This is a genomic window from Streptococcus sp. UMB0029, from assembly GCF_002871495.1.
In the GTDB taxonomy this organism is placed as follows: domain Bacteria; phylum Bacillota; class Bacilli; order Lactobacillales; family Streptococcaceae; genus Streptococcus.
Genome location: NZ_PNGD01000008.1, coordinates 71,533 through 93,137, shown reverse-complemented (window position 1 = coordinate 93,137; position 21,605 = coordinate 71,533). Strand labels below are relative to the sequence as shown.

General features: G+C 39.8%; 20 protein-coding genes and 1 other annotated feature. Of the genes, 19 read left to right on the top strand and 1 reads right to left on the bottom strand.

All coding sequences use genetic code 11. The features are described from left to right. Nucleotides 1-52 precede the first annotated feature (52 nt). From aroA to CJ239_RS06700, 8 genes are all read left to right on the top strand, one after another. Nucleotides 53-1,336, top strand: coding sequence for a 3-phosphoshikimate 1-carboxyvinyltransferase (gene aroA / locus CJ239_RS06735; protein ID WP_102210991.1), 1,284 nt, complete (start codon nucleotides 53-55; stop codon nucleotides 1,334-1,336). Then, nucleotides 1,329-1,805: a shikimate kinase gene (locus CJ239_RS06730; protein WP_102210990.1), complete on the top strand. Its 477-nt coding sequence runs from the start codon at nucleotides 1,329-1,331 to the stop codon at nucleotides 1,803-1,805. The genes aroA and CJ239_RS06730 overlap by 8 nt, the downstream gene beginning before the upstream one ends. After that, nucleotides 1,802-2,650, top strand: a complete 849-nt coding sequence (pheA, locus tag CJ239_RS06725) for a prephenate dehydratase (RefSeq protein WP_102210989.1) — start codon at nucleotides 1,802-1,804, stop codon at nucleotides 2,648-2,650. The genes CJ239_RS06730 and pheA overlap by 4 nt, the downstream gene beginning before the upstream one ends. Continuing rightward, on the top strand, nucleotides 2,647-3,957 hold the full coding sequence (locus CJ239_RS06720) for an LCP family protein (RefSeq protein WP_102210988.1): 1,311 nt from the start codon (nucleotides 2,647-2,649) through the stop codon (nucleotides 3,955-3,957). The genes pheA and CJ239_RS06720 overlap by 4 nt, the downstream gene beginning before the upstream one ends. Before the next feature lie 125 nt (nucleotides 3,958-4,082). Further along, nucleotides 4,083-4,928, top strand: coding sequence for a phosphorylcholine transferase LicD (locus CJ239_RS06715; protein ID WP_102210987.1), 846 nt, complete (start codon nucleotides 4,083-4,085; stop codon nucleotides 4,926-4,928). Next, a complete protein-coding gene (locus CJ239_RS06710; RefSeq protein WP_102210986.1) occupies nucleotides 4,925-5,893 on the top strand; it encodes a glycosyltransferase family 2 protein in 969 nt (322 codons plus the stop codon). Before CJ239_RS06715 ends, CJ239_RS06710 begins: the two co-directional genes overlap by 4 nt. Nucleotides 5,894-5,914: 21 nt before the next feature. Continuing rightward, nucleotides 5,915-8,074 carry a LicD family protein gene (locus tag CJ239_RS06705; RefSeq protein ID WP_102210985.1) on the top strand — a complete coding sequence of 720 codons (2,160 nt, stop codon included), beginning with the start codon at nucleotides 5,915-5,917 and terminating at the stop codon, nucleotides 8,072-8,074. Between the two features lie 58 nt (nucleotides 8,075-8,132). Next, nucleotides 8,133-8,945 (top strand): phosphorylcholine transferase LicD, encoded by an 813-nt coding sequence (locus CJ239_RS06700; RefSeq protein WP_102210984.1) that lies wholly within the window; start codon nucleotides 8,133-8,135, stop codon nucleotides 8,943-8,945. Nucleotides 8,946-9,040: 95 nt separating this feature from the next. On the opposite strand, the gene CJ239_RS06695 is transcribed toward CJ239_RS06700, so the two are convergent. Then, nucleotides 9,041-10,519, bottom strand: a complete 1,479-nt coding sequence (locus CJ239_RS06695) for an oligosaccharide flippase family protein (RefSeq protein WP_102210983.1) — start codon at nucleotides 10,517-10,519, stop codon at nucleotides 9,041-9,043. A gap of 124 nt (nucleotides 10,520-10,643) precedes the next feature. Between CJ239_RS06695 and mecA the strand changes: the two genes are divergently transcribed. The 11 genes from mecA to CJ239_RS12165 all read left to right on the top strand — a co-directional run. Then, nucleotides 10,644-11,381 carry an adaptor protein MecA gene (gene mecA, locus CJ239_RS06690; protein ID WP_102210982.1) on the top strand — a complete coding sequence of 246 codons (738 nt, stop codon included), beginning with the start codon at nucleotides 10,644-10,646 and terminating at the stop codon, nucleotides 11,379-11,381. A gap of 151 nt (nucleotides 11,382-11,532) precedes the next feature. Next, the gene (locus CJ239_RS06685; RefSeq protein ID WP_102210981.1) at nucleotides 11,533-12,819 is read left to right on the top strand and encodes a homoserine dehydrogenase; all 1,287 of its coding nucleotides are present in this window, start codon (nucleotides 11,533-11,535) and stop codon (nucleotides 12,817-12,819) included. Nucleotide 12,820: 1 nt separating this feature from the next. Then, a complete protein-coding gene (gene thrB / locus CJ239_RS06680) occupies nucleotides 12,821-13,690 on the top strand; it encodes a homoserine kinase (RefSeq protein ID WP_102210980.1) in 870 nt (289 codons plus the stop codon). A 75-nt stretch (nucleotides 13,691-13,765) separates the two neighbouring features. Further along, nucleotides 13,766-13,888: a chlorohydrolase gene (locus tag CJ239_RS11745; protein WP_180958232.1), complete on the top strand. Its 123-nt coding sequence runs from the start codon at nucleotides 13,766-13,768 to the stop codon at nucleotides 13,886-13,888. Nucleotides 13,889-13,948: 60 nt separating this feature from the next. Then, nucleotides 13,949-14,887 carry a peptide-methionine (R)-S-oxide reductase MsrB gene (gene msrB / locus CJ239_RS06670; RefSeq protein WP_102210978.1) on the top strand — a complete coding sequence of 313 codons (939 nt, stop codon included), beginning with the start codon at nucleotides 13,949-13,951 and terminating at the stop codon, nucleotides 14,885-14,887. 60 nt (nucleotides 14,888-14,947) lie between these two features. After that, nucleotides 14,948-16,672, top strand: coding sequence for an ABC transporter ATP-binding protein (locus tag CJ239_RS06665; RefSeq protein WP_102210977.1), 1,725 nt, complete (start codon nucleotides 14,948-14,950; stop codon nucleotides 16,670-16,672). Between the two features lies 1 nt (nucleotide 16,673). Next, nucleotides 16,674-18,422 carry an ABC transporter ATP-binding protein gene (locus CJ239_RS06660; RefSeq protein ID WP_102210976.1) on the top strand — a complete coding sequence of 583 codons (1,749 nt, stop codon included), beginning with the start codon at nucleotides 16,674-16,676 and terminating at the stop codon, nucleotides 18,420-18,422. Nucleotides 18,423-18,536: 114 nt separating this feature from the next. Then, nucleotides 18,537-19,796 carry a TRZ/ATZ family protein gene (locus CJ239_RS06655; protein WP_102210975.1) on the top strand — a complete coding sequence of 420 codons (1,260 nt, stop codon included), beginning with the start codon at nucleotides 18,537-18,539 and terminating at the stop codon, nucleotides 19,794-19,796. 75 nt (nucleotides 19,797-19,871) lie between these two features. After that, nucleotides 19,872-20,007 (top strand) — a sequence feature (ribosomal protein L10 leader region). Between the two features lie 39 nt (nucleotides 20,008-20,046). After that, nucleotides 20,047-20,547, top strand: a complete 501-nt coding sequence (gene rplJ / locus CJ239_RS06645) for a 50S ribosomal protein L10 (RefSeq protein ID WP_049541304.1) — start codon at nucleotides 20,047-20,049, stop codon at nucleotides 20,545-20,547. A 74-nt stretch (nucleotides 20,548-20,621) separates the two neighbouring features. Then, nucleotides 20,622-20,990, top strand: a complete 369-nt coding sequence (gene rplL / locus CJ239_RS06640; RefSeq protein WP_001196965.1) for a 50S ribosomal protein L7/L12 — start codon at nucleotides 20,622-20,624, stop codon at nucleotides 20,988-20,990. A gap of 388 nt (nucleotides 20,991-21,378) precedes the next feature. Further along, nucleotides 21,379-21,605 (top strand): helix-turn-helix domain-containing protein (locus CJ239_RS12165; protein WP_257994469.1); only part of this gene is annotated, 227 nt, incomplete at its 3' end.

Below are 21,605 nucleotides of genomic sequence, written 5' to 3'. Positions count from 1 at the left end.
TCTGGCTTTTTATGATAAAATAAGTAAAAGTATTGCAAGTATGAGGTCCAGTATGAAACTAAAAACAAACATTCGCCACTTACACGGCAGTATCCGCGTTCCAGGTGACAAGTCTATCAGCCACCGTTCCATTATTTTTGGAAGTTTGGCTGAGGGTGAGACTAAGGTTTATGATATTCTGCGGGGTGAGGACGTCCTTTCGACCATGCAGGTTTTTCGTGACCTTGGTGTTGAAATTGAGGATAAAGATGGGGTTATTACCATTCAAGGTGTGGGCATGGACGGCTTAAAAGCGCCACAAAATGCCCTTGATATGGGAAATTCTGGAACCTCGATTCGCCTGATTTCAGGTGTCCTTGCTGGCGCAGACTTCGAAGTAGAAATGTTCGGAGACGATAGTCTTTCCAAACGTCCTATGGACCGTGTGACGATTCCTCTGAAAAAAATGGGCGTCAGTATTTCAGGGCAAACTGAGCGAGACCTGCCTCCTCTTCACTTAAAGGGGGCTAAAAATTTAACACCTATTCAGTATGAGTTGCCAATCGCCTCTGCCCAAGTTAAATCAGCCTTGGTGTTTGCAGCCTTGCATGCTCAGGGTCAATCAGTTATTATCGAAAAAGAATGCACCCGTAACCATACTGAAGATATGTTGCAACAATTTGGTGGTCATTTAAGTGTAGAGGGCAAGAAAATCACAGTCCAAGGGCCACAAAAATTGACAGGACAAAAGGTGGTCGTGCCAGGAGATATTTCCAGTGCAGCCTTTTGGTTGGTCGCAGGTTTAATTGTTCCAAACTCTCGTGTAGTACTGCAGAATGTTGGTATCAATGAAACGCGTACTGGTATTATTGATGTCATTCGCGCCATGGGTGGAAAATTGGAAATAACTGAAATCGACCCAGTCGCTAAATCCGCTACCTTGATTGTTGAGTCTTCTGACCTCAAAGGAACAGAGATTGGTGGTGCTTTGATTCCACGTTTGATAGATGAATTGCCCATTATTGCCCTTCTGGCGACCCAAGCTCAAGGTGTAACAGTTATCAAGGATGCTGAGGAGCTAAAGGTTAAGGAAACAGACCGCATTCAGGTTGTGGCAGACGCTTTAAATAGCATGGGAGCAGATATCACCCCTACAGCAGATGGAATGATTATCAAAGGAAAATCAGCCCTTCACGGTGCTAGAGTCAATACTTTTGGTGACCACCGTATTGGCATGATGACAGCCATCGCGGCTCTCTTGGTTGCAGATGGAGAGGTGGAGCTTGACCGTGCAGAAGCCATCAATACCAGCTATCCTAGCTTCTTTGATGATTTGGAGAGCTTGATTCATGGCTAAGGTATTACTAGGATTTATGGGGGCTGGCAAATCGACTATTGCCAGAGGTTTAGACCCTAATTACCTTGATATGGATGCCCTGATTGAGGAGCGCTTAGGTATGTCCATTGCGGAATTTTTCTCGGAAATGGGAGAAGAGGTCTTTCGACAGGTAGAGTCAGAAGTATTAGCTGAGTTACTACAAAGAGATCAAGTTGTGTCAACTGGTGGGGGAGTGGTTATTTCTCAGCGAAATCGTGACTTACTAAAGACCAATTCTGATAACATCTATCTGAAAGCTGATTTTGAAATCCTCTACCACCGTATCGCTGCTGATAAGGACAATCAGCGTCCGCTTTTTCTAAATAATAGTAAGGAAGAACTTGCAGCTATTTTCCAAGAAAGACAGGCTTGGTATGAGGAAGTGGCTAGTCGGATTTTGGATGTGACCAAGCTAAGCCCAGAGGAAATTATAGAGGAACTGAGATGAAAATTGCTTATCTAGGTCCCAAGGGATCATTTTCACATCACGTTGTGCAGACAGCTTTTCCTCATGAGGAATTGCAGGCCTTTGCCAATATTACAGATGTCATCAAGGCCTATGAGCAAGGCTTGGTGGACTATTCTGTGGTGCCAGTTGAAAATTCTATCGAGGGTAGTGTTCATGAAACCTTGGACTACCTTTTTCATCAGGCTCGTATCCAAGCAGTGGCAGAAATTGTTCAACCTATTCATCAGCAGTTGATGGTGGTTCCAGGTCATACTAAAATTGAAAAGATTTTTTCTCATCCACAGGCCTTGGCGCAAGGAAAGAAATTCATCGATGAAGAGTATCCAGAGGCCAAAATTGAGGTGACTGCTAGTACAGCTTATGCGGCCCGCTTTATTTCCGAACATCCAGACCAGCCTTATGCAGCCATTGCACCAAGAAGTTCTGCCGAAGAATATGGCTTGGAACTGATTGCCGAGGATATTCAGGAAATGGAAGCCAATTTCACACGTTTTTGGGTTCTGGGAGCTGAAAAGCCTAGTATCCCCTTGCAAGCACAAACTGAGAAAATGACTTTGGCCTTGACCTTACCTGACAACCTTCCAGGTGCACTTTATAAGGCCCTGTCGACCTTTGCTTGGAGAGGAATTGACCTGACAAAAATTGAAAGTCGGCCACTCAAGACAGCACTGGGAGAATACTTTTTCATTATCGATGTGGATTATACTGATCAGGCCTTGGTCCACTTTGCCCAAAAAGAATTAGAAGCCATTGGAATCCAGTATAAAATTCTAGGTGCCTATCCTATTTATCCAATATCAGACCATGGAAAGGAGAGAAGATGAGGAAAGAAAATCCTTTAAGCCATCATGAGCAGTTACGTTATGACTATCTTTTTAAGAACATTCATTACCTCAATGAGCGAGAGAAAAAAGAGTTTGCTTACCTGAAAGGTAAGTTAAATATGGCTAGTGGTAGTGAAGATTCTTCAGAAATTCATAATGAAAATCATGATATGGAAGAGTCTTTTATGGAACCAATAAATCAGTCTCCTCTTCCATCCTATGGTAACCGTAGTCGTGCAAAAAAATACCAGAAAAGTCATTCTCTTCCAAAGGTTAAACCAAAAAAACGCAAGATTCGTTGGGGTCGTATTTTTGCTGGACTGCTCGCCCTTTTAGCCTGTGTCGGTTTTGGAATGATTTTCATGTTCCTAAAAGGATATTCAAATGCTGATTCAAACAAACCTGCAAATGCTAAGGCAGCTCAAGTAGAAGTCTTTAATGGTCAAGATACCAAGGATGGGGTTAATATTTTGATTATGGGAACGGATGGACGGATTGGTCAAAATAGTGCTGAAACGAGAACGGACTCGATTATGGTCCTAAACGTCGGTGGATCAGATAAGAAAATCAAGCTGGTCAGCTTCATGCGTGATAATTTGGTTTATATAGATGGTTACATCCAAGTGATTAACGGTAGAAAACAGACGGATAACAAGTTAAACGTAGCCTATGAGTTAGGAGAACAAGAGGGGCAAAGAGGGGCAGAGATGGTTCGTCAAGTCTTGAAAGATAATTTTGACTTGGACATTAAGTATTACGCCTTGGTTGATTTTCAGGCCTTTGCAACTGCTATTGACACTCTATTCCCAGATGGGGTGACAATTGATGCTCAGTTTTCAACATTGAATGGGCGTCCATTAACAGAAGCTACGGTGGGAGATGACTTACATGCTACGGAAACAGAGTCTCCAACCCAGACTATTAAAGTCGGGAAACAGCAGATGAATGGTTCGACCTTGCTCAATTATGCTCGCTTCCGTGATGATGATGAAGGTGATTACGGTCGTACCAAGAGACAACAGCAAGTGTTGACAGCTGTTCTGCAACAACTCAAGGATCCAACTAAACTCTTTACTGGATCAGAAGCACTTGGTAAGGTCTTTGGCATGACCTCTACGAATGTTCCTTATAGTTTCCTACTGACTAATGGCTTATCCTTCCTGGATGGAGCGAAAAATGGCATTGAGAGATTAACGGTTCCAGAACTAGGTGATTGGATCGATGCCTATGATGTCTATGGAGGCTTGGGTTTGCTGGTTGATCAAAACAAATATCAGAATAAATTATCTCAGATGGGCTTGAGATAAAATAAGATAGGAGAATCAAAGTCTGAAGGCTATTTATCTAGCAATCAGGCTTTGATTTTTTACAGTCTGCAATAGATTTTCACCCCGTATTTGTGGTATAATGAAACGATACGATAGAAAGAATAATGAACAATATGACTGATTTAAAAGCAATTCAGGCTCGAAGTCTGGAGATGGCTGAATATTTTGTGGCCTTTTGTAAAGAACATGATTTGCTCTGTTATCTCTGTGGCGGAGGGGCTATTGGTACCCTTCGAAACAAGGGCTTTATTCCTTGGGACGACGACCTAGACTTTTTTATGCCTCGTAAAGATTATGAGAGATTAGCAGAATTATGGCCTCGTTATGCAGATGAGCGTTATTTCTTGTCAAAGAGTAACAAGGATTTTGTAGACCGCAATCTTTTTATTACTATTCGTGACAAGGAAACGACCTGTATCAAACCTTATCAGCAGGATTTGAATTTGCCACATGGTCTTGCCTTGGATGTCTTGCCTTTGGATTATTATCCGAAAAATCCAGCTGAGCGGAAAAAACAGGTTCGCTGGGCCTTGATCTATTCACTCTTTTGTGCGCAAACTATTCCAGAAAAGCATGGTGCACTTATGAAATGGGGAAGTCGTATTTTACTGGGATTGACTCCAAAATCTCTCCGTTATCGCATTTGGAAAAAAGCTGAGAAAGAAATGACTAAATATGGTCTCGCTGAAAGCGATGGCATTACAGAATTATGCTCAGGTCCTGGCTATATGAGAAACAAGTACCCAATCGCTTCTTTTGAAGATAATCTTTTCTTGCCATTTGAAGGGACAGAGTTGCCTATTCCAATCGGCTATGATGCCTATCTTAGCACTGCTTTTGGAGATTATATGACGCCACCACCAGCAGACAAGCAAGTACCACATCATGATGCTGTCATCGCTGATATGGATAAGTCTTATACGGAATACAAGGGAGAATATGGAACATGATGGGTGAAAAAATAAGTGTTATTGTTCCAGTATACAATGTAGAAAGCTATCTGGAACGATGTGTGGAGTCAATTCTTCAACAGACTTATACCAATTTTGAACTAATCCTAATAAATGATGGGTCTACTGATTCTAGTGGACAAATCTGTAATCATTTAGCAAATCAGTATGAAAATATCAAGGTTTACCATATCGAAAATGCTGGTGTTTCTAATGCCAGAAATGTTGGAATTCAGCTAGCAACAGGTGCTTGGATCACCTTTATTGATAGCGATGATTTCGTTACCCAGGATTACCTAGCTACTTTAGCTAGTGCAGTTGAGGGAGAACATGTAGGTTTTGTGATTGCTCCTCTACACCATATCAAAAATGGAATAGTGACAGACTTACCCTTGTATTCTGGTAGAAAAGAACTTTGGTCAACAGAAGAAACCATGAAAGAATTACTGATGACCACTAAGACCTCATTCTTTCCAGTCGCAAAACTATTTAAGAGAGGCCTGCTGGCAGATGGTAAATTTAATACAGACTACCATCTAGCAGAAGATGCCTTATTTTTAACGGAATTGCTACTAAAGACAAGATGTAGTAGCATATTTATTGACAAACCAATTTATTATTATGATCATCGTGAGGGAAGTGCGACAACATCTGTTAATCGGTATGTATTTGATACGATAGAAGTTTATAAGAACATCATTACTCAAGTATCACAAGTATTTCCTAATTTAAAATATGAATTAAAAAATAGAGAATGTTGGTCGTATATCACAGTTTACGATAAAATTATCTTTACTTCATCTGAACAGTATCAAAAGGAGAAAGTCGACCTAAGGGCTTGGATTATTCAGCATCGATACGAAATCTGGAAGGATGCTTATTTCACTAGATTTCGTAAGATAGCTGTCTTGTCACTTGTCTTTTCTCCATGGATATATAAAAAAATTGTTGGATTCAGAAACTAATATTATGAGAAGGAGTTGAAAATGAATTTTTCAAAAATGGATGAATACTTTGAAAAATCAAAACTATGGATTGCATATCTCTTTGTTTTCATTTCGATTTTAAGTATGAGTTCACTGGTTTATAAGATAGCAAATCCCCTTTATAAAGGATTGTCAGCGATTGTAGTGCTTTATATTTGCTATACCTTATTGTTTAAGTGGAAAAAAATCACAGTAGATCGTAAATTTCTATCCTTATTTGGTCTATTAGCAGGAAGTCATCTGTTATCTGCTATTTTTAATCGCTCTGGACATTTGATTGGAAATGTGATTGAGATTCTCTTTATGGTAACCTATATTTTATTATTTACCATGTTAGAATCAGGTCAATTAAAGAAATTATTTGATTGGCTTGCATACACTATTCAACTTGTTTCTTTTTCTTCTGCGATTTTTGCATTTACATTATTAGTGAGTAAGGTACTTATCCTATTTAAAATTGGACAGCAATCTTATTACTATGGTGTTATGAATGGGCGTTTGTGGGGAATTGTCAATCCCAATGCTAGTGCGATATTTTCATACATTAGCATTATTTTGGCTATGTATTTGATTCATAAAGGAAGTAAATATTCTGTTTATCTAAAACTGAATAATGTGATTCAATTAGTTTATTTTGCAACCATGCAAAGTAGAGGAGCTTTATTATCTTTAGTGTTAATGCTTGGGTTTTATAGTTTCTTTATTAACAGGGGCAAGTTAGCTAAGCGATTTCTAATCTTTATAGTTTCTGCTTTACTCGTTTCTGCTGCTAATATCGGATTGAGTTATGTAACCTCTATTTACATATCCTCAGGGAAAGCAACTGTATTAGACTTAAATAAAGGACAATCTTATGCAGAAACGGATTCTTCAGTTATAAAAAAAACAGGTGAACTTCATCTAATAGAAACAACACCTAGTGGTAGAACTTATATTTGGAAAAATGCTATAAAAATGGGAAGTGAGAAACCAATTTTTGGTTATGGTGTAAGGAATGTTCCAGATTATTACACAAAATATTTCAGTAAATTTGAGATTCAAAATTCTCTTATTGGTGGAAATTTCCATAATATTTTTGTAACCATATTTGTTAGTTCTGGAATTTTAGGTTTAGTATCCTTTCTACTTCTACTAGGATATATAATTAAGCGCTTTTTGACTTATTTGATTGTTTCTAAAAAGAACTCTGAAAAGTTGATTATGATTCTTTTCTTTGGCATCTTGTTCGGTCAATTGTTTGAAAGTCAGATTATGTACTCAACTAACTTTATTAATATTATCTTTTGGTTGATTATTGGTTATGGATTAGTTGTTTGCAAACGTGATGAAGGTATTCGTTATCAGGAAGTAACTGATATTAGAGAGATTCAACAGATGGAACTAGGAATCATGGAATACATTCATGAAATTTGTCAGAAAATTGGTGTCAAATATTTCCTAGCTTATGGCAGTCTTATCGGTGCGGTTCGTCATAAAGGTTTTATTCCTTGGGATGATGATATGGATATCTGTATGTTACGAGAAGATTATGAAAAGTTGCAAGACTACCTTATCTCTAACCCTGACGAACGTTACGAAGTGATGTCTTATAAAAATAATCTCAACTATGTCTATCCCTTCATGAAAGTGCAGGATAATCAAACTTATTTGTTAGAAGAAGATGTTCGAATTGATTCCAATATGGGGATTTATGTAGATATTTTCCCTGTAGATGGTTACGAGGATGATTCTGTTTTTAAAGATAAAATGACAAGGCTTATAAAAAAACGTCAATTAAGCTGTTATACATTTAAAGGGATTACCAATACTAAAAGCCTATTAAATTCTTTAATTCGCTATATATCAGTCATTATCTTCTATTTCACAAATACGAACAAGTATATTAGAGGCATTGATGAGCTTGCTAAATCACGTAAAGTGTTGGATTATGAGGAAGTGGATTATCTTATCTACAAGGATATGAACAAACCAGTGTGGAGACGCGAATGGCTAGAACAAGTTACTACTGGAACATTTGAAGGTAAGGAATTTATGATTCCAAAAAATTATCATGAAATTCTGACCTCGGACTACGGAGACTACATGCAACTACCACCAGTTGAGCTAAGGTTCTCTCATCATGATTTTCAATTGTGGAAAATTATTAAGGTATCCCAGTGATGTCATTGAAATGAAGAAACTATTGACTCAATGTAAAAAGATTAGGAGTGAATAATAGATGTCAGAGAAAATTTTGACTCTTGAAGAAATTAAACAAATTGAATTAGATATTTTAAACTATTTGCATGAATTGTGTGAGGAACATGAAATCAAGTATTTTATTGATTTTGGAACCTTACTAGGAGCTGTACGCCATAAAGGTTTTATTCCTTGGGATGATGATACCGATATTTCTTTGGCGCGTGATGAATTTGAAAAGCTCTATGAGATATTAAAAAATGAAAAACATCCCTACTATAGATTAATTTCATATAGAGAAACAAAGGGATATCCTTATACATATATGAGAGTTTACGATGTGAGGACACGTCGAGATGCTAATCTTTTAGATAAGTCAGTTATTCTAGGTACTTGTGTTGACATTTTTCCATACGATGGAGTTGTTACAGATGAACGTGATAGAAAACAGATGAGACTTTATAAACAATTTATTCGACTTTCGTCTCTGAATTTTAAAGGAGTCAAAATAGATAATGGGGGTGTCAAAAATTTACCACGTTATCTTGCATCTGCAATTTTTAGACGGACTTCTCCACAGAAATGGAATGAAAAATTGGAGAAGTTAGCTTTGCAATATGATGTTGAGCAGGCTACAGATCTTGCATGTACTACTTATGACTCTTACTATCCAAGTGGAATTAAGAAAGAGTGGTTATATGATACAATTGAAATGCCATATGAGAATATTCTTGTGAAGGTTCCTAGAAAATTCCATGAGATTCTGGTTTACGAGTTTGGTGAAGACTATATGACTCCTCCGCCTATTGAAAATCAAAATCCAGGAACTGATAAAAATTACTGGACTGATTAATTTATGAGCAAATTGCTTTGATTTGATAATTCGATAAAATAAATAACCTACCTATCTACTGGAATATTCCTTGTTTTAGATAGGTAGGTTATTTTTTAATTTCTTTTAATCTTAGCAAAAGCAAGATTGAGTGCATAGTGGAGTGTTTTATCTTTTGTGATAAAAAGTATCAAGAGATAGTAGATTCCACAGGTTGCAACAGTCGAGAGTACCATGAGTATCATATTGAGGTTGACTGTATAAGAGTTGATTTGGAAAAGGGATTTAAACGCAAAATAGATCGGGATGAATCCAAGGGATACAATAGTATAGCGTGTTAAAGTAGTAAAGATTTCTTTTAAGTCAAGCAGATGATGTTTCTTGATAAAGTAAATTTCCAGTAGAACAACTACAGTTTCTGCAATAATAGTAGTAGCAATGTAGTACTCTGGTGCAAAAATATTATTGAAATACAAGAGACTATTGAGTAGGATATTAGCGCCGCCACCAATAAAGTAAAAGGCTGTTAAACGATTTTCGTGGTCGTTGATGAAGATAATTTGTTTACCAAGGATTAACTCAATGGCCCAAATGATAGTACGAAAGGCGAAGACACTAGTCACAATACCAGCTTCAAGGTATTTTTCAGAAGAGTAGATGACTGTAGCGTAGTTTCCTAATACCATAATCCCAATACTGGTTGGAATGATAAGGAAATAAAAGAGGGCAGCTCCTTGGTTCAGAAGATTTTTATAAGATTCGTAGTCTTTCTTACCAAGATAGTAGCCGAGACGTGGAATACTGACATTGATAGCTCCACTCAGAACACTGGCAATCAGCATGACGATGCTGAAAGCAATGGTATAATAAGAAATGTAGTTTTCATCAGGCCCTTTGGTGATAAACATTCTATCAAGTAAGGTATAGAGCATGTTGGCATTAGCTAGGAGAAGCATAGTCAAGAGTGGTTTTGATGCTTTGATTAATTCGACAAGACCAATCTTAACAAAGGAAACTTCTCGTTTAATCCAGAGAAAACTGAGTAGATAGTTGAGAATTGTCGTTGCAGTCATGATGATTGCATAAGGAACGATATCATCTGGAGTTTTTACAAAGGTGAAGATAGCGACCAACATGGCAATACGAATAATCAATGTTTTGTATAAGATGAATGCATAATTTTCATAAGCTTCATTCATCCACTCGATATAAAGGAATTGGAAGAGAGCCTGTATACCAAGTATATAGTAGAGTTCTTTCAAATTTTCGATACTGTTATCCAGGTAAATAAATAGGAAATAGATACTGGTTGTTAGAACAGATGTAATAATGGATATATAGAATAATTTAGAGAAAACATAGTTGATTTTATTTTTATCATCCTTGACCTTACTAATAGCTCGAATTCCGTAGTTGTAAATCCCGAAGGCTGCTAAAGGAATGATAAAGCTAGCCCAGGTATTGGCGGTATTGAAATAACCGTAGTTGGATTTGCTGAGAATCCGTGTCAGATAGGGATTAGTTATCAGCGGAAAAACGATATTGAGAACATTGACTAGCAAGCTAGCCAGTGCATTAACTTTTATATTTTTCATTGTACTTTCTTTCTTGTATTGTAAAATGGTCTCTAGTATTATATCATATTCCAGCGCCATTCTTTTGATAAAATCGTAAAAATCTAGTATAATAGATAGAACTGAAAGTATGAGGTTACTAGCAATGAAAATGAAACAAATTAGTGATACAACTTTGAAAATCACGATGTCTTTAGAGGATTTGATGGATCGTGGCATGGAGATTGCTGACTTTCTTGTTCCTCAAGAAAAAACAGAAGAGTTCTTTTATGCTATCTTGGATGAATTAGAGATGCCTGAGAGTTTTTTGGATACAGGCATGTTGAGCTTCCGTGTGACTCCAAAACCTGATAAGGTAGATGTCTTTGTAACCAAATCAAAGATTGACCAAAATCTAGATTTTGAAGACTTATCGGATTTACCAGATATGGAAGAATTGGCTCAAATGTCTCCAGATGAATTTATCAAAACTTTGGAAAAAAGCATCGCAGAAAAGACTAAGGATGATATTGAAGCGATTCAATCTCTAGAGCAAGTCGAAGCCAAGGAAGAAGAGCAGGAACAGGCTGAACAAGAAGCTGAGAGCAAGAAAGAACCTTACATCTACTACATCCTTTCTTTTGCTAAGTTGGCTGACTTGGTGTCTTTTGCTAAGACAGTGACTTTTGAGATGGAAACTTCTGAACTTTACAAGATGAATGAGCGCTATTATTTGACCATTTTAGTGGATATTGAAAATCATCCAAGTCCATATCCAGCTTGGCTCTTGGCCCGTATGCGCGAGTTTGCAGATGATAGTGACATCAGTCGCTCAGTCTTGCAGGAGTATGGTCAAGTCTTGATGAATCACGATGCGGTGATTAATCTGCAAAAGATTGGATAATCATTTTTGGAAAGCTATTTCCAGATTTTAAGAAGAGCGAATCGTTTGATTCGTTTTTTCTTTTTTAGACTGAAATAGTGATTTACTATAATAGGAATTTTCACAAAATTCTGTTATAATGGCTATATTAGAAAATTTCGAGGAGACAAAGATGACAGTTAAAATTGCTTTACTAGGATTTGGTACCGTTGCAAGTGGTGTGCCTTTCCTCCTAAAGGAAAATGGAGAAAAAATCAATCAATCAGCACATTCAGAGATTGAAGTTGCTAAGGTGTTGGTCAAGGATGAAGATGAAAAGAATCGCTTGCTTGCTGCAGGGAGTGACTTTAACTTTGTAACCAATGTGGATGATATTTTATCAGACCAAGACATTACGATTGTAGTGGAATTGATGGGGCGTATCGAGCCTGCTAAGACTTTTATCACTCGTGCCTTGGAAGCTGGAAAACACGTTGTTACTGCTAACAAGGATCTTTTGGCTGTCCATGGTGCAGAATTGTTAGAAATCGCTCAAGCTAATAAGGTAGCACTTTACTACGAAGCAGCAGTAGCTGGTGGTATTCCAATTCTTCGTACCTTGGCAAATTCTCTGGCGTCTGACAAAATCACTCGTGTCCTTGGCGTTGTCAACGGAACTTCCAACTTCATGATGACCAAGATGGTGGAAGAAGGCTGGTCTTATGATGATGCTCTTGCGGAAGCGCAAAGACTAGGTTTTGCAGAAAGCGACCCGACAAATGACGTGGATGGGATCGATGCGGCCTACAAGATGGTGATTTTGAGCCAATTTGCCTTTGGCATGAAGGTTGCCTTTGATGATGTAGCCCACAAGGGAATCCGCAACATCACACCAGAAGACGTAGCTGTAGCTCAAGAACTTGGATATGTAGTGAAATTGGTTGGTTCTATTGAGGAAACTCCTTCAGGTATTGCTGCAGAAGTGACTCCAACCTTCCTTCCTAAAGCGCATCCACTTGCCAGTGTGAATGGAGTAATGAACGCTGTCTTTGTAGAATCTATCGGAATTGGTGAGTCTATGTACTACGGACCAGGTGCTGGTCAAAAACCAACTGCAACAAGTGTTGTAGCCGATATTGTTCGTATTGTTCGTCGCTTGAATGATGGAACAATTGGTAAAGACTTCAACGAATACAGCCGTGAATTGGTCTTGGCTAATCCAGAAGATGTCAAAGCAAACTACTATTTCTCAATCTTGGCACCAGACTCAAAAGGTCAGGTCTTGAAATTGGCTGAGATTTTCAACTCTCAAGATATTTCCTTCAAGCAAATCCTTCAAGACGGAAAAGAAGGTGGCAAGGCACGTGTGGTCATCATTACACATAAGATTAATAAAGCCCAACTTGAAAATGTTTCAGCTGAATTGAAGAAGGTTTCAGAATTCGACCTCTTGAATACCTTCAAGGTGCTAGGAGAATAAGATGAAGATTATTGTACCTGCAACCAGTGCCAATATCGGGCCAGGTTTTGATTCGGTCGGTGTAGCTGTAACTAAGTATCTTCAAATTGAGGTCTGCGAAGAACGAGATGAGTGGCTGATTGAACACCAGATTGGCAAATGGATTCCCCACGACGAGCGTAATCTCTTACTCAAAATCGCTCTGCAAATTGTACCAGACTTGCACCCAAGACGTTTGAAAATGACCAGTGATGTTCCCTTGGCGCGTGGTTTGGGTTCTTCTAGCTCGGTTATTGTTGCTGGGATTGAACTAGCCAACCAATTAGGCCAGCTCAACTTGTCAGACCATGAAAAGTTGCAGTTGGCGACTAAGATTGAAGGGCATCCTGACAATGTGGCTCCTGCTATTTATGGTAATCTCGTTGTTGCGAGCTCTGTTGATGGGCAAGTTTCAGCTATCGTAGCAGACTTCCCAGAGTGTGATTTCCTAGCCTACATTCCAAACTATGAATTGCGCACTCGAGACAGTCGTGGTGTCTTGCCTAAGAAATTGTCTTACAAGGAAGCTGTTTCGGCTAGTTCTATTGCCAATGTGGCGGTTGCTGCCTTGTTGGCAGGAGATATGGTGACAGCTGGTCAAGCAATCGAGGGAGACCTCTTCCACGAGCGCTACCGTCAGGACTTGGTGAGAGAATTTGCGACGATCAAGCAAGTGGCCAAAGAAAATGGTGCCTATGCAACCTACCTCTCTGGTGCTGGGCCGACAGTTATGGTCTTGGCTTCTCATGACAAGATGCCAAGGATTAAGGCAGAATTGGAAAAGCACCCCTTCAAAGGCAAACTACATGATTTGAAAGTTGATACCCAAGGTGTCTGTGTCCAAGCAAAATAAAGAATAGAAGATAGGATGGGGAAACTCTTGACCAGAGGGCTTCCTATCCTTTTTTTGAAAAGAAGTTTATACTCAATGAAAATCAAAGAGCAAACTAGGAAACTAGCCACAGGCTGCTCAAAACAGTGTTTTGAGGTTGTGGATAGAACTGACGAAGTTAGCTCAAAATACTGTTTTGAGGTTGCAGATGTAAGCTGACGTGGTTTGAAGAGCTTTTCGAAGAGTATTAGTTAAAAACTTGATAAAGGAGAAATAAAGATGGCAGAAATTTATCTAGCAGGTGGTTGTTTTTGGGGTCTAGAGGAGTATTTTTCACGAATTTCTGGAGTGTTAGTAACCAGTGTCGGATATGCTAATGGGCAAGTTGAAACGACCAATTATCAGCTTCTTAAGGAAACAGACCATGCAGAAACGGTTCAAGTGATTTATGATGAGAAGGCAGTGTCACTCAGAGAGATTTTATTTTATTATTTCCGAGTTATCGATCCTCTATCCATCAATCAACAAGGGAATGACCGTGGACGTCAGTATCGGACTGGGATTTATTACCAAGATGAAGCTGATTTGCCAGCTATCTACACAGTTGTGCAGGAGCAGGAGCGCACGCTTGGGCGAAAGATTGCAGTAGAGGTGGAGAAACTTCGCCACTACATTCTAGCTGAAGACTACCATCAAGACTATCTTAAGAAAAATCCTTCAGGTTACTGTCATATTGATGTGACTGATGCTGAGAAGCCATTGATTGATGCCTCTTACTATGAAAAGCCTAGTCAAGAAGTGTTGAAGAAAAGCTTAACCGAAGAGTCTTATCGTGTCACCCAAGAAGCTGCTACAGAGGCGCCGTTTACCAATGCCTATGACCAAACCTTTGAAGAGGGCATTTATGTAGATATTACGACGGGTGAGCCACTCTTCTTTGCTAAGGATAAGTTTGCTTCAGGTTGTGGTTGGCCAAGTTTCAGCCGTCCGATTTCCAAGGAATTGATTCATTATTACAAGGACATGAGCCATGGAATGGAGCGAATTGAAGTTCGTTCTCGTTCAGGAAATGCTCACTTGGGTCATGTTTTTACAGATGGACCTCGGGAGTTAGGTGGTCTGCGTTACTGTATCAATTCTGCTTCCTTACGCTTTGTGGCCAAGTATGAGATGGACGAAGCAGGATATGGCTATTTATTGCCTTACTTAAACAAATAAAATTGAGAGGGTGGGAGCTTCCCACTTTCTTCATTTTCAGAATAAGAATAGAAGGGATTTATGAAACACCTATTATCTTACTTCAAACCCTACATCAAGGAATCAATTTTAGCACCTTTGTTCAAGCTGTTAGAAGCTGTTTTTGAGCTCTTGGTTCCCATGGTGATTGCTGGGATTGTTGACCAATCCTTGCCCCAGAGAGATAAAGGACACCTCTGGATGCAGATTGGTCTGCTTCTTATCTTTGCAGTGATCGGTGTTTTAGTGGCCTTGATAGCCCAGTTTTACTCAGCAAAGGCAGCGGTTGGGTTTACCAAAGAACTGACAAACGACCTTTATCGTCATATTCTTTCCTTACCCAAGAACAGTAGAGACCGTCTGACAACTTCGAGCTTGGTGACTCGCTTGACTTCGGACACCTATCAGATTCAGACTGGTATCAATCAATTCCTGCGTCTCTTTTTACGAGCCCCTATTATCGTTTTTGGAGCCATTTTTATGGCCTATCGCATCTCGGCTGAACTGACTTTCTGGTTCTTGGTCATGGTTGTGATTTTGACAATCGTTATTGTCGGGCTCTCTCGACTGGTCAATCCTCTATACAGTATTCTGAGAAAGAAAACGGACCAGCTGGTTCAGGAAACACGCCAGCAATTACAAGGTATGCGGGTTATTCGTGCTTTTGGTCAGGAAAAACGAGAGTTACAGATTTTTCAAACTCTTAACCAAGTCTATGCCAGATTGCAAGAAAAAACAGGTTTCTGGTCTAGTTTATTAACCCCTCTGACCTATCTGATTGTCAATGGAACTCTCCTCATCATCATCTGGCAAGGCTATATTTCTATTCAAGGAGGATTGCTAAGTCAAGGTGCTCTCATTGCCCTTATTAATTATCTCCTACAGATCTTGGTAGAATTGGTCAAGCTAGCCATGCTGATCAATTCCCTCAACCAGTCCTATATCTCAGCCAAGCGAATCGAGGAAGTCTTTGCAGAATCTCCAGAGGATATCCATTCAGAGTTAGAACAAAAGCAAGCTACCAGCGAGCAGGTTTTACAAGTTCAAGAATTGGCCTTTACCTATCCTGATGCGGTCCAGCCTTCTCTGAGAGACATTTCCTTTGATATGACTCAAGGCCAAATCCTTGGTATCATTGGGGGAACGGGTTCTGGTAAATCAAGCTTGGTGCAAGTCTTACTTGGACTTTATCCAGCAGACAAGGGGAGCATAGACCTTTATCGAGATGGATCTAGTCCTCTTAATTTGGAGGAGTGGCGATCCTGGATTGCTTATGTGCCCCAAAAGGTCGAACTCTTTAAGGGAAGTATTCGTTCTAACTTGACTCTAGGTTTAGATCAAGAAGTAACTGACCAAGAACTCTGGCAGGCCTTGGAAATTGCACAAGCCAAGGATTTTGTCAGTGAAAAGGAAGGACTCTTGGATGCCACTGTTGAGGCAGGAGGTCGAAATTTTTCAGGTGGACAAAAACAAAGGTTGTCTATCGCACGAGCAGTCTTGCGTCAGGCTCCATTTCTCATCCTAGATGATGCGACCTCGGCACTTGACACCATTACCGAGTCTAAGCTCTTGAAAGCTATCCGAGAAAATTTGCCAGACACGAGCTTAATCTTGATCTCTCAACGAACCTCGACTTTACAGATGGCTGAACAGATTCTCCTCTTAGAAAAAGGAGAGCTCCTAGCTATCGGCAAGCACGAGGATTTGATGCAAACTAGTCAAGTCTATCGTGAAATCAATGCATCCCAACATGGAAAGGAGGATTAGCATGAAACGACAAACTGCAAACCAGACGCTCAAACGTTTGGTCAAAGATTTAGCAATCCATCCCTTCCTCCTTTTTCTAGCCTTTCTAGGAACTATTGCCCAAGTTGGCTTATCGATTTACCTACCTATCCTGATTGGTCAGGTCATTGACCAGGTCCTAGTGGCTGGTTCTTCACCAGTTTTTTGGCAGATTTTCATCCAGATGATTTTGGTAGTCATAGGAAATACCCTTGTGCAGTGGGTCAACCCTCTCCTCTATAATCGTCTAATTTTCTCTTATACCAGAGACTTACGAGAGCGAATCATCCATAAACTCCATCGTTTACCGATTGCTTTTGTCGATCGGCAAGGAAGTGGAGAGATGGTCAGTCGTGTGACCACAGACATCGAACAGTTGACAGCTGGCTTGACCATGATTTTTAACCAATTTTTTATTGGCGTCTTAATGATTTTGGTTAGTATCCTAGCCATGCTTCAAATTCATCTCCTCATGACTTTCTTAGTCTTGCTGTTGACGCCACTGTCTATGGTGATTTCACGCTTTATTGCCAAACGCTCCTATCATCTCTTCCAGAAGCAAACAGAGACCAGAGGAATTCAGACTCAGTTGATTGAAGAGTCGCTTAGCCAGCAGACCATTATCCAGTCATTTAATGCTCAAACAGAGTTTATCCAAAGACTGCATGAGGCGAATAACAATTACTCAGCGTATTCTCAGTCAGCCATCTTTTATTCATCAACGGTTAATCCTTCGACTCGCTTTGTCAATGCGCTCATTTATGCGCTTTTAGCTGGAGTAGGAGCTTATCGTATCATGATGGGTTCAACCTTGACCATCGGTCGTTTAGTGACTTTTTTGAATTACGTCCAACAGTACACCAAGCCCTTTAACGATATTTCTTCAGTTCTAGCTGAGTTGCAAAGTGCTCTGGCTTGTGCAGAGCGCGTCTATGCTGTCTTAGAAAGTCCTGAGGTAGCTGAAACAGGTAAGGAAGTCTTGACCAGTGACCAAGTCAAGGGAGCTATTTCCTTTAAACAGGTCTCTTTTGGCTACCATCCAGAAAAGATCTTGATTAAGGACTTGTCTATCGATATCCCAGCTGGTAGTAAGGTAGCCATCGTTGGTCCGACAGGTGCTGGTAAGTCAACTCTTATCAATCTCCTCATGCGTTTTTATCCTATTAACTCGGGAGATATCTTGCTAGACAACCAATCCATTTACGACTATACCCGAGCATCATTGAGACAGCAGTTTGGGATGGTGCTCCAAGAAACCTGGCTCAAGCAAGGAACTATTCATGACAATATTGCCTTTGGTAACCCTGAAGCTAGTCGGGAGCAAGTGATTGCTGCTGCCAAAGCAGCCAATGCGGACTTTTTCATCCAACAGTTGCCACAGGGATACGATACTAAGTTGAAAAATGCAGGAGAATCTCTATCTGTAGGGCAGGCCCAGCTCTTGACCATTGCCCGAGTCTTTCTAGTTATCCCTAAGATTCTTATCTTAGACGAGGCGACTTCCTCCATCGATACACGGACAGAGGTGCTAGTACAGGATGCCTTTGCCAAACTCATGAAGGGGCGCACAAGCTTTATCATTGCTCATCGTTTGTCAACCATTCAGGATGCAGATTTAATCCTTGTTTTGGTGGATGGTGACATCGTAGAGCATGGCAATCATCAGGATCTCATGGCTAGAAAGGGTAAGTATTACCAAATGCAGCAAGCTGCGGCTTTTAGTTCTGAATAATCCTTTCTCTTTTGAAATTTTATGGACGAAAAAAGTTGCCTTCGGGTGACTTTTTTGTTACAATAGCTAGAAAAATTATTCACTGTAAATTGTCTTATAGAAAAGGAGCCTAGAATGAAAGTCTATCAGCATGTAAATATCGTGACTTGTGACCAAGATTTCCATGTTTATTTGGATGGTGTCTTAGCCGTTAAGGATTCTCAAATCGTCTATGTCGGTAAAGAGAAGCCAGAGATTTTAGAGCAAGCTGAGCAGATTATAGACTATCAGGGAGCCTGGATTATGCCTGGCTTGGTCAATTGCCACACCCATTCTGCCATGACAGGTTTGCGAGGAATCCGAGATGACAGTAATCTCCATGAATGGCTCAATGACTATATCTGGCCTGCAGAAGCTGAGTTTACTTCAGACACGACTACCAAGGCGGTCAAAGCAGCGCTGACAGAGATGCTTCAGTCAGGAACAACAACATTCAATGATATGTATAATCCCAATGGAGTGAATATTGAGCAAATTTATCAGGCAGTGAAAGTCTCTAAGATGCGTTGCTATTTCTCACCGACTCTCTTTTCTTCAGAGGCAGAAACGACTGCTGAGACTATAAGCAGAACACGGGCCATCATCGAGGAAATCTTAGGATATGAAAATCCAAATTTCATGGTAATGGTAGCCCCACATTCTCCCTACAGCTGTAGTAAAGATTTGCTGGAAGAGAGCTTGGGAATGGCAAAAGAGCTAGACATTCCCATCCATATCCATGTGGCGGAGACCAAGGAGGAATCAGGCATTATCCTGAAACGATACGGCAAACGCCCCCTCGCATTTCTAGAAGAATTGGGTTACTTAGCTCATCCGTCTGTATTTGCTCACGGGGTCGAATTAAACGAGCGAGAAATTGAACGCTTGGCAACCTCTCAAGTGGCTATTGCTCACAATCCCATCAGCAATCTTAAGCTAGCATCAGGAATTGCACCAATTATTCAGCTACAAAGGGCAGGCGTGTCTGTGGGTATTGCGACTGACTCGGTTGCTTCCAATAACAATCTAGATATGTTTGAGGAAGGACGAACAGCAGCCCTTCTTCAGAAGATGAAAAGTGGAGACGCTAGCCAATTTCCTATCGAACTGGCTCTCAAGGCACTGACAATCGAAGGGGCTAAGGTTCTAGGAATGGAAAATCAGATAGGAAGTCTGGAAGTTGGCAAGCAGGCAGATTTTCTGGTTATTCAACCACAAGGCAAAATCCATCTCCAACCTAAGGGGAATATGCTTTCTCATCTCGTCTATGCTGTTAAATCCAGTGATGTTGATGATGTTTATATCGCCGGAGAACAGGTTGTTAGGCAAGGTCAAGTCCTGACAGTAGAACTTTAACAGAAAAATCACGAAAAAATTTTAAAAAAGTTTGCAAAAATCTTGCATTCTTTTTTTGACTATGCTATACTTATATACGGTTTGAAAAAACTGCCTAAGACAGTAGGGGAGCTTGACTCATAAATATCCTACCGAGGACAAAACGTATCATGTAAAAAGAAGCGTATTGTACTTTCGTGTCTAGGTTTGGGCGCGTTTTTCTTTTGGAAAAATTTCCCCAAGCAAAATAATAACGGAGGTGAACACACTAATGAGTGAAGCAATTATTGCTAAAAAAGCGGAACTAGTTGACGTAGTAGCTGAAAAAATGAAAGCTGCTGCATCTATCGTCGTTGTTGACGCTCGTGGTTTGACAGTTGAGCAAGATACAGTTCTTCGTCGTGAGCTTCGTGGAAACGAAGTTGAGTATAAAGTTATTAAAAACTCAATCTTGCGTCGTGCAGCTGAAAAAGCTGGTCTTGAAGAACTTGCATCAGTATTTGTTGGACCATCTGCAGTAGCATTTTCTAACGAAGATGTTATCGCACCAGCGAAAATCTTGAACGACTTTTCTAAAAACGCTGAAGCACTTGAAATCAAAGGTGGTGCAATCGAAGGCGCTGTCGCATCTAAAGAAGAGATTCTTGCTCTTGCAACTCTTCCAAACCGCGAAGGACTTCTTTCTATGCTCCTTTCTGTACTTCAAGCGCCAGTGCGCAACGTTGCTCTTGCAGTCAAAGCGGTTGCAGACAACAAAGAAGACGCAGCTTAATTTTAAGCTACGCAGCGTAGCCTAGCTACGAAAGATCTATTATAAATTTAAAAACATATTTGGAGGAAATAACAATGGCATTGAACATTGAAAACATTATTGCTGAAATTAAAGAAGCTTCAATCCTTGAATTGAACGACCTTGTAAAAGCTATCGAAGAAGAATTTGGTGTAACCGCAGCTGCTCCTGTAGCTGTTGCTGCAGCTGGTGCTGCTGACGCTGGTGCTGCTAAAGATTCATTCGACGTTGAATTGACATCTGCAGGCGACAAAAAAGTTGGCGTTATCAAAGTTGTACGTGAAATCACTGGTCTTGGTCTTAAAGAAGCTAAAGAACTTGTTGATGGTGCACCAGCACTTGTTAAAGAAGGCGTTGCAACTGCAGAAGCTGAAGAAATCAAAGCTAAATTGGAAGAAGCTGGAGCTTCAGTTACTCTTAAATAAGAGGCATATACCAATTAGAATTCGGAATACTATAGTATCAGCCTTTTAGAATCGTGAACACATTTTAGAAACTGATAAATTAATTTAGTTTCCTACCAAAAACCCTACCAAAAATTAATTTGGCAGGGTTTTTTCTTTTTAATAAATTTATTTTGGACAACAGTTAAATATTGTTCTCCTTTTTTTATTTTCTGGAGGGAAAATGACAAAAGAATTACAATCATCACGCTATATTGTCATACTCTTCGAAAATCTCTTCAAACCACGTCAGCGTCGTCTTACCGTACTCAAGTACAGCCTGCGGCTAGCTTCCTAGTTTGCTCTTTGATTTTCAGTGAGTATCATTTCATACTATACTAAAATCAAAAACCATCTTATAATAGTAGTTATGAAACTTACAAACGAAGAAATACAGAAAATTGAAAAACTCCTGAGAGATTCATCGTACGCCAAATATCATAAACGTCTACAGATTATTTATTTTCGCTCAAAAGGAAAGAGTTATAAGGAAATCATGAATCTGCTAGATTGCAATAAAACAACTGTTTGGAGGAATTTGAAAAAATACAAGGAGTTTGGTTTAGAAGCTCTTCTTCAAGAGACCCCTGGCGGTCG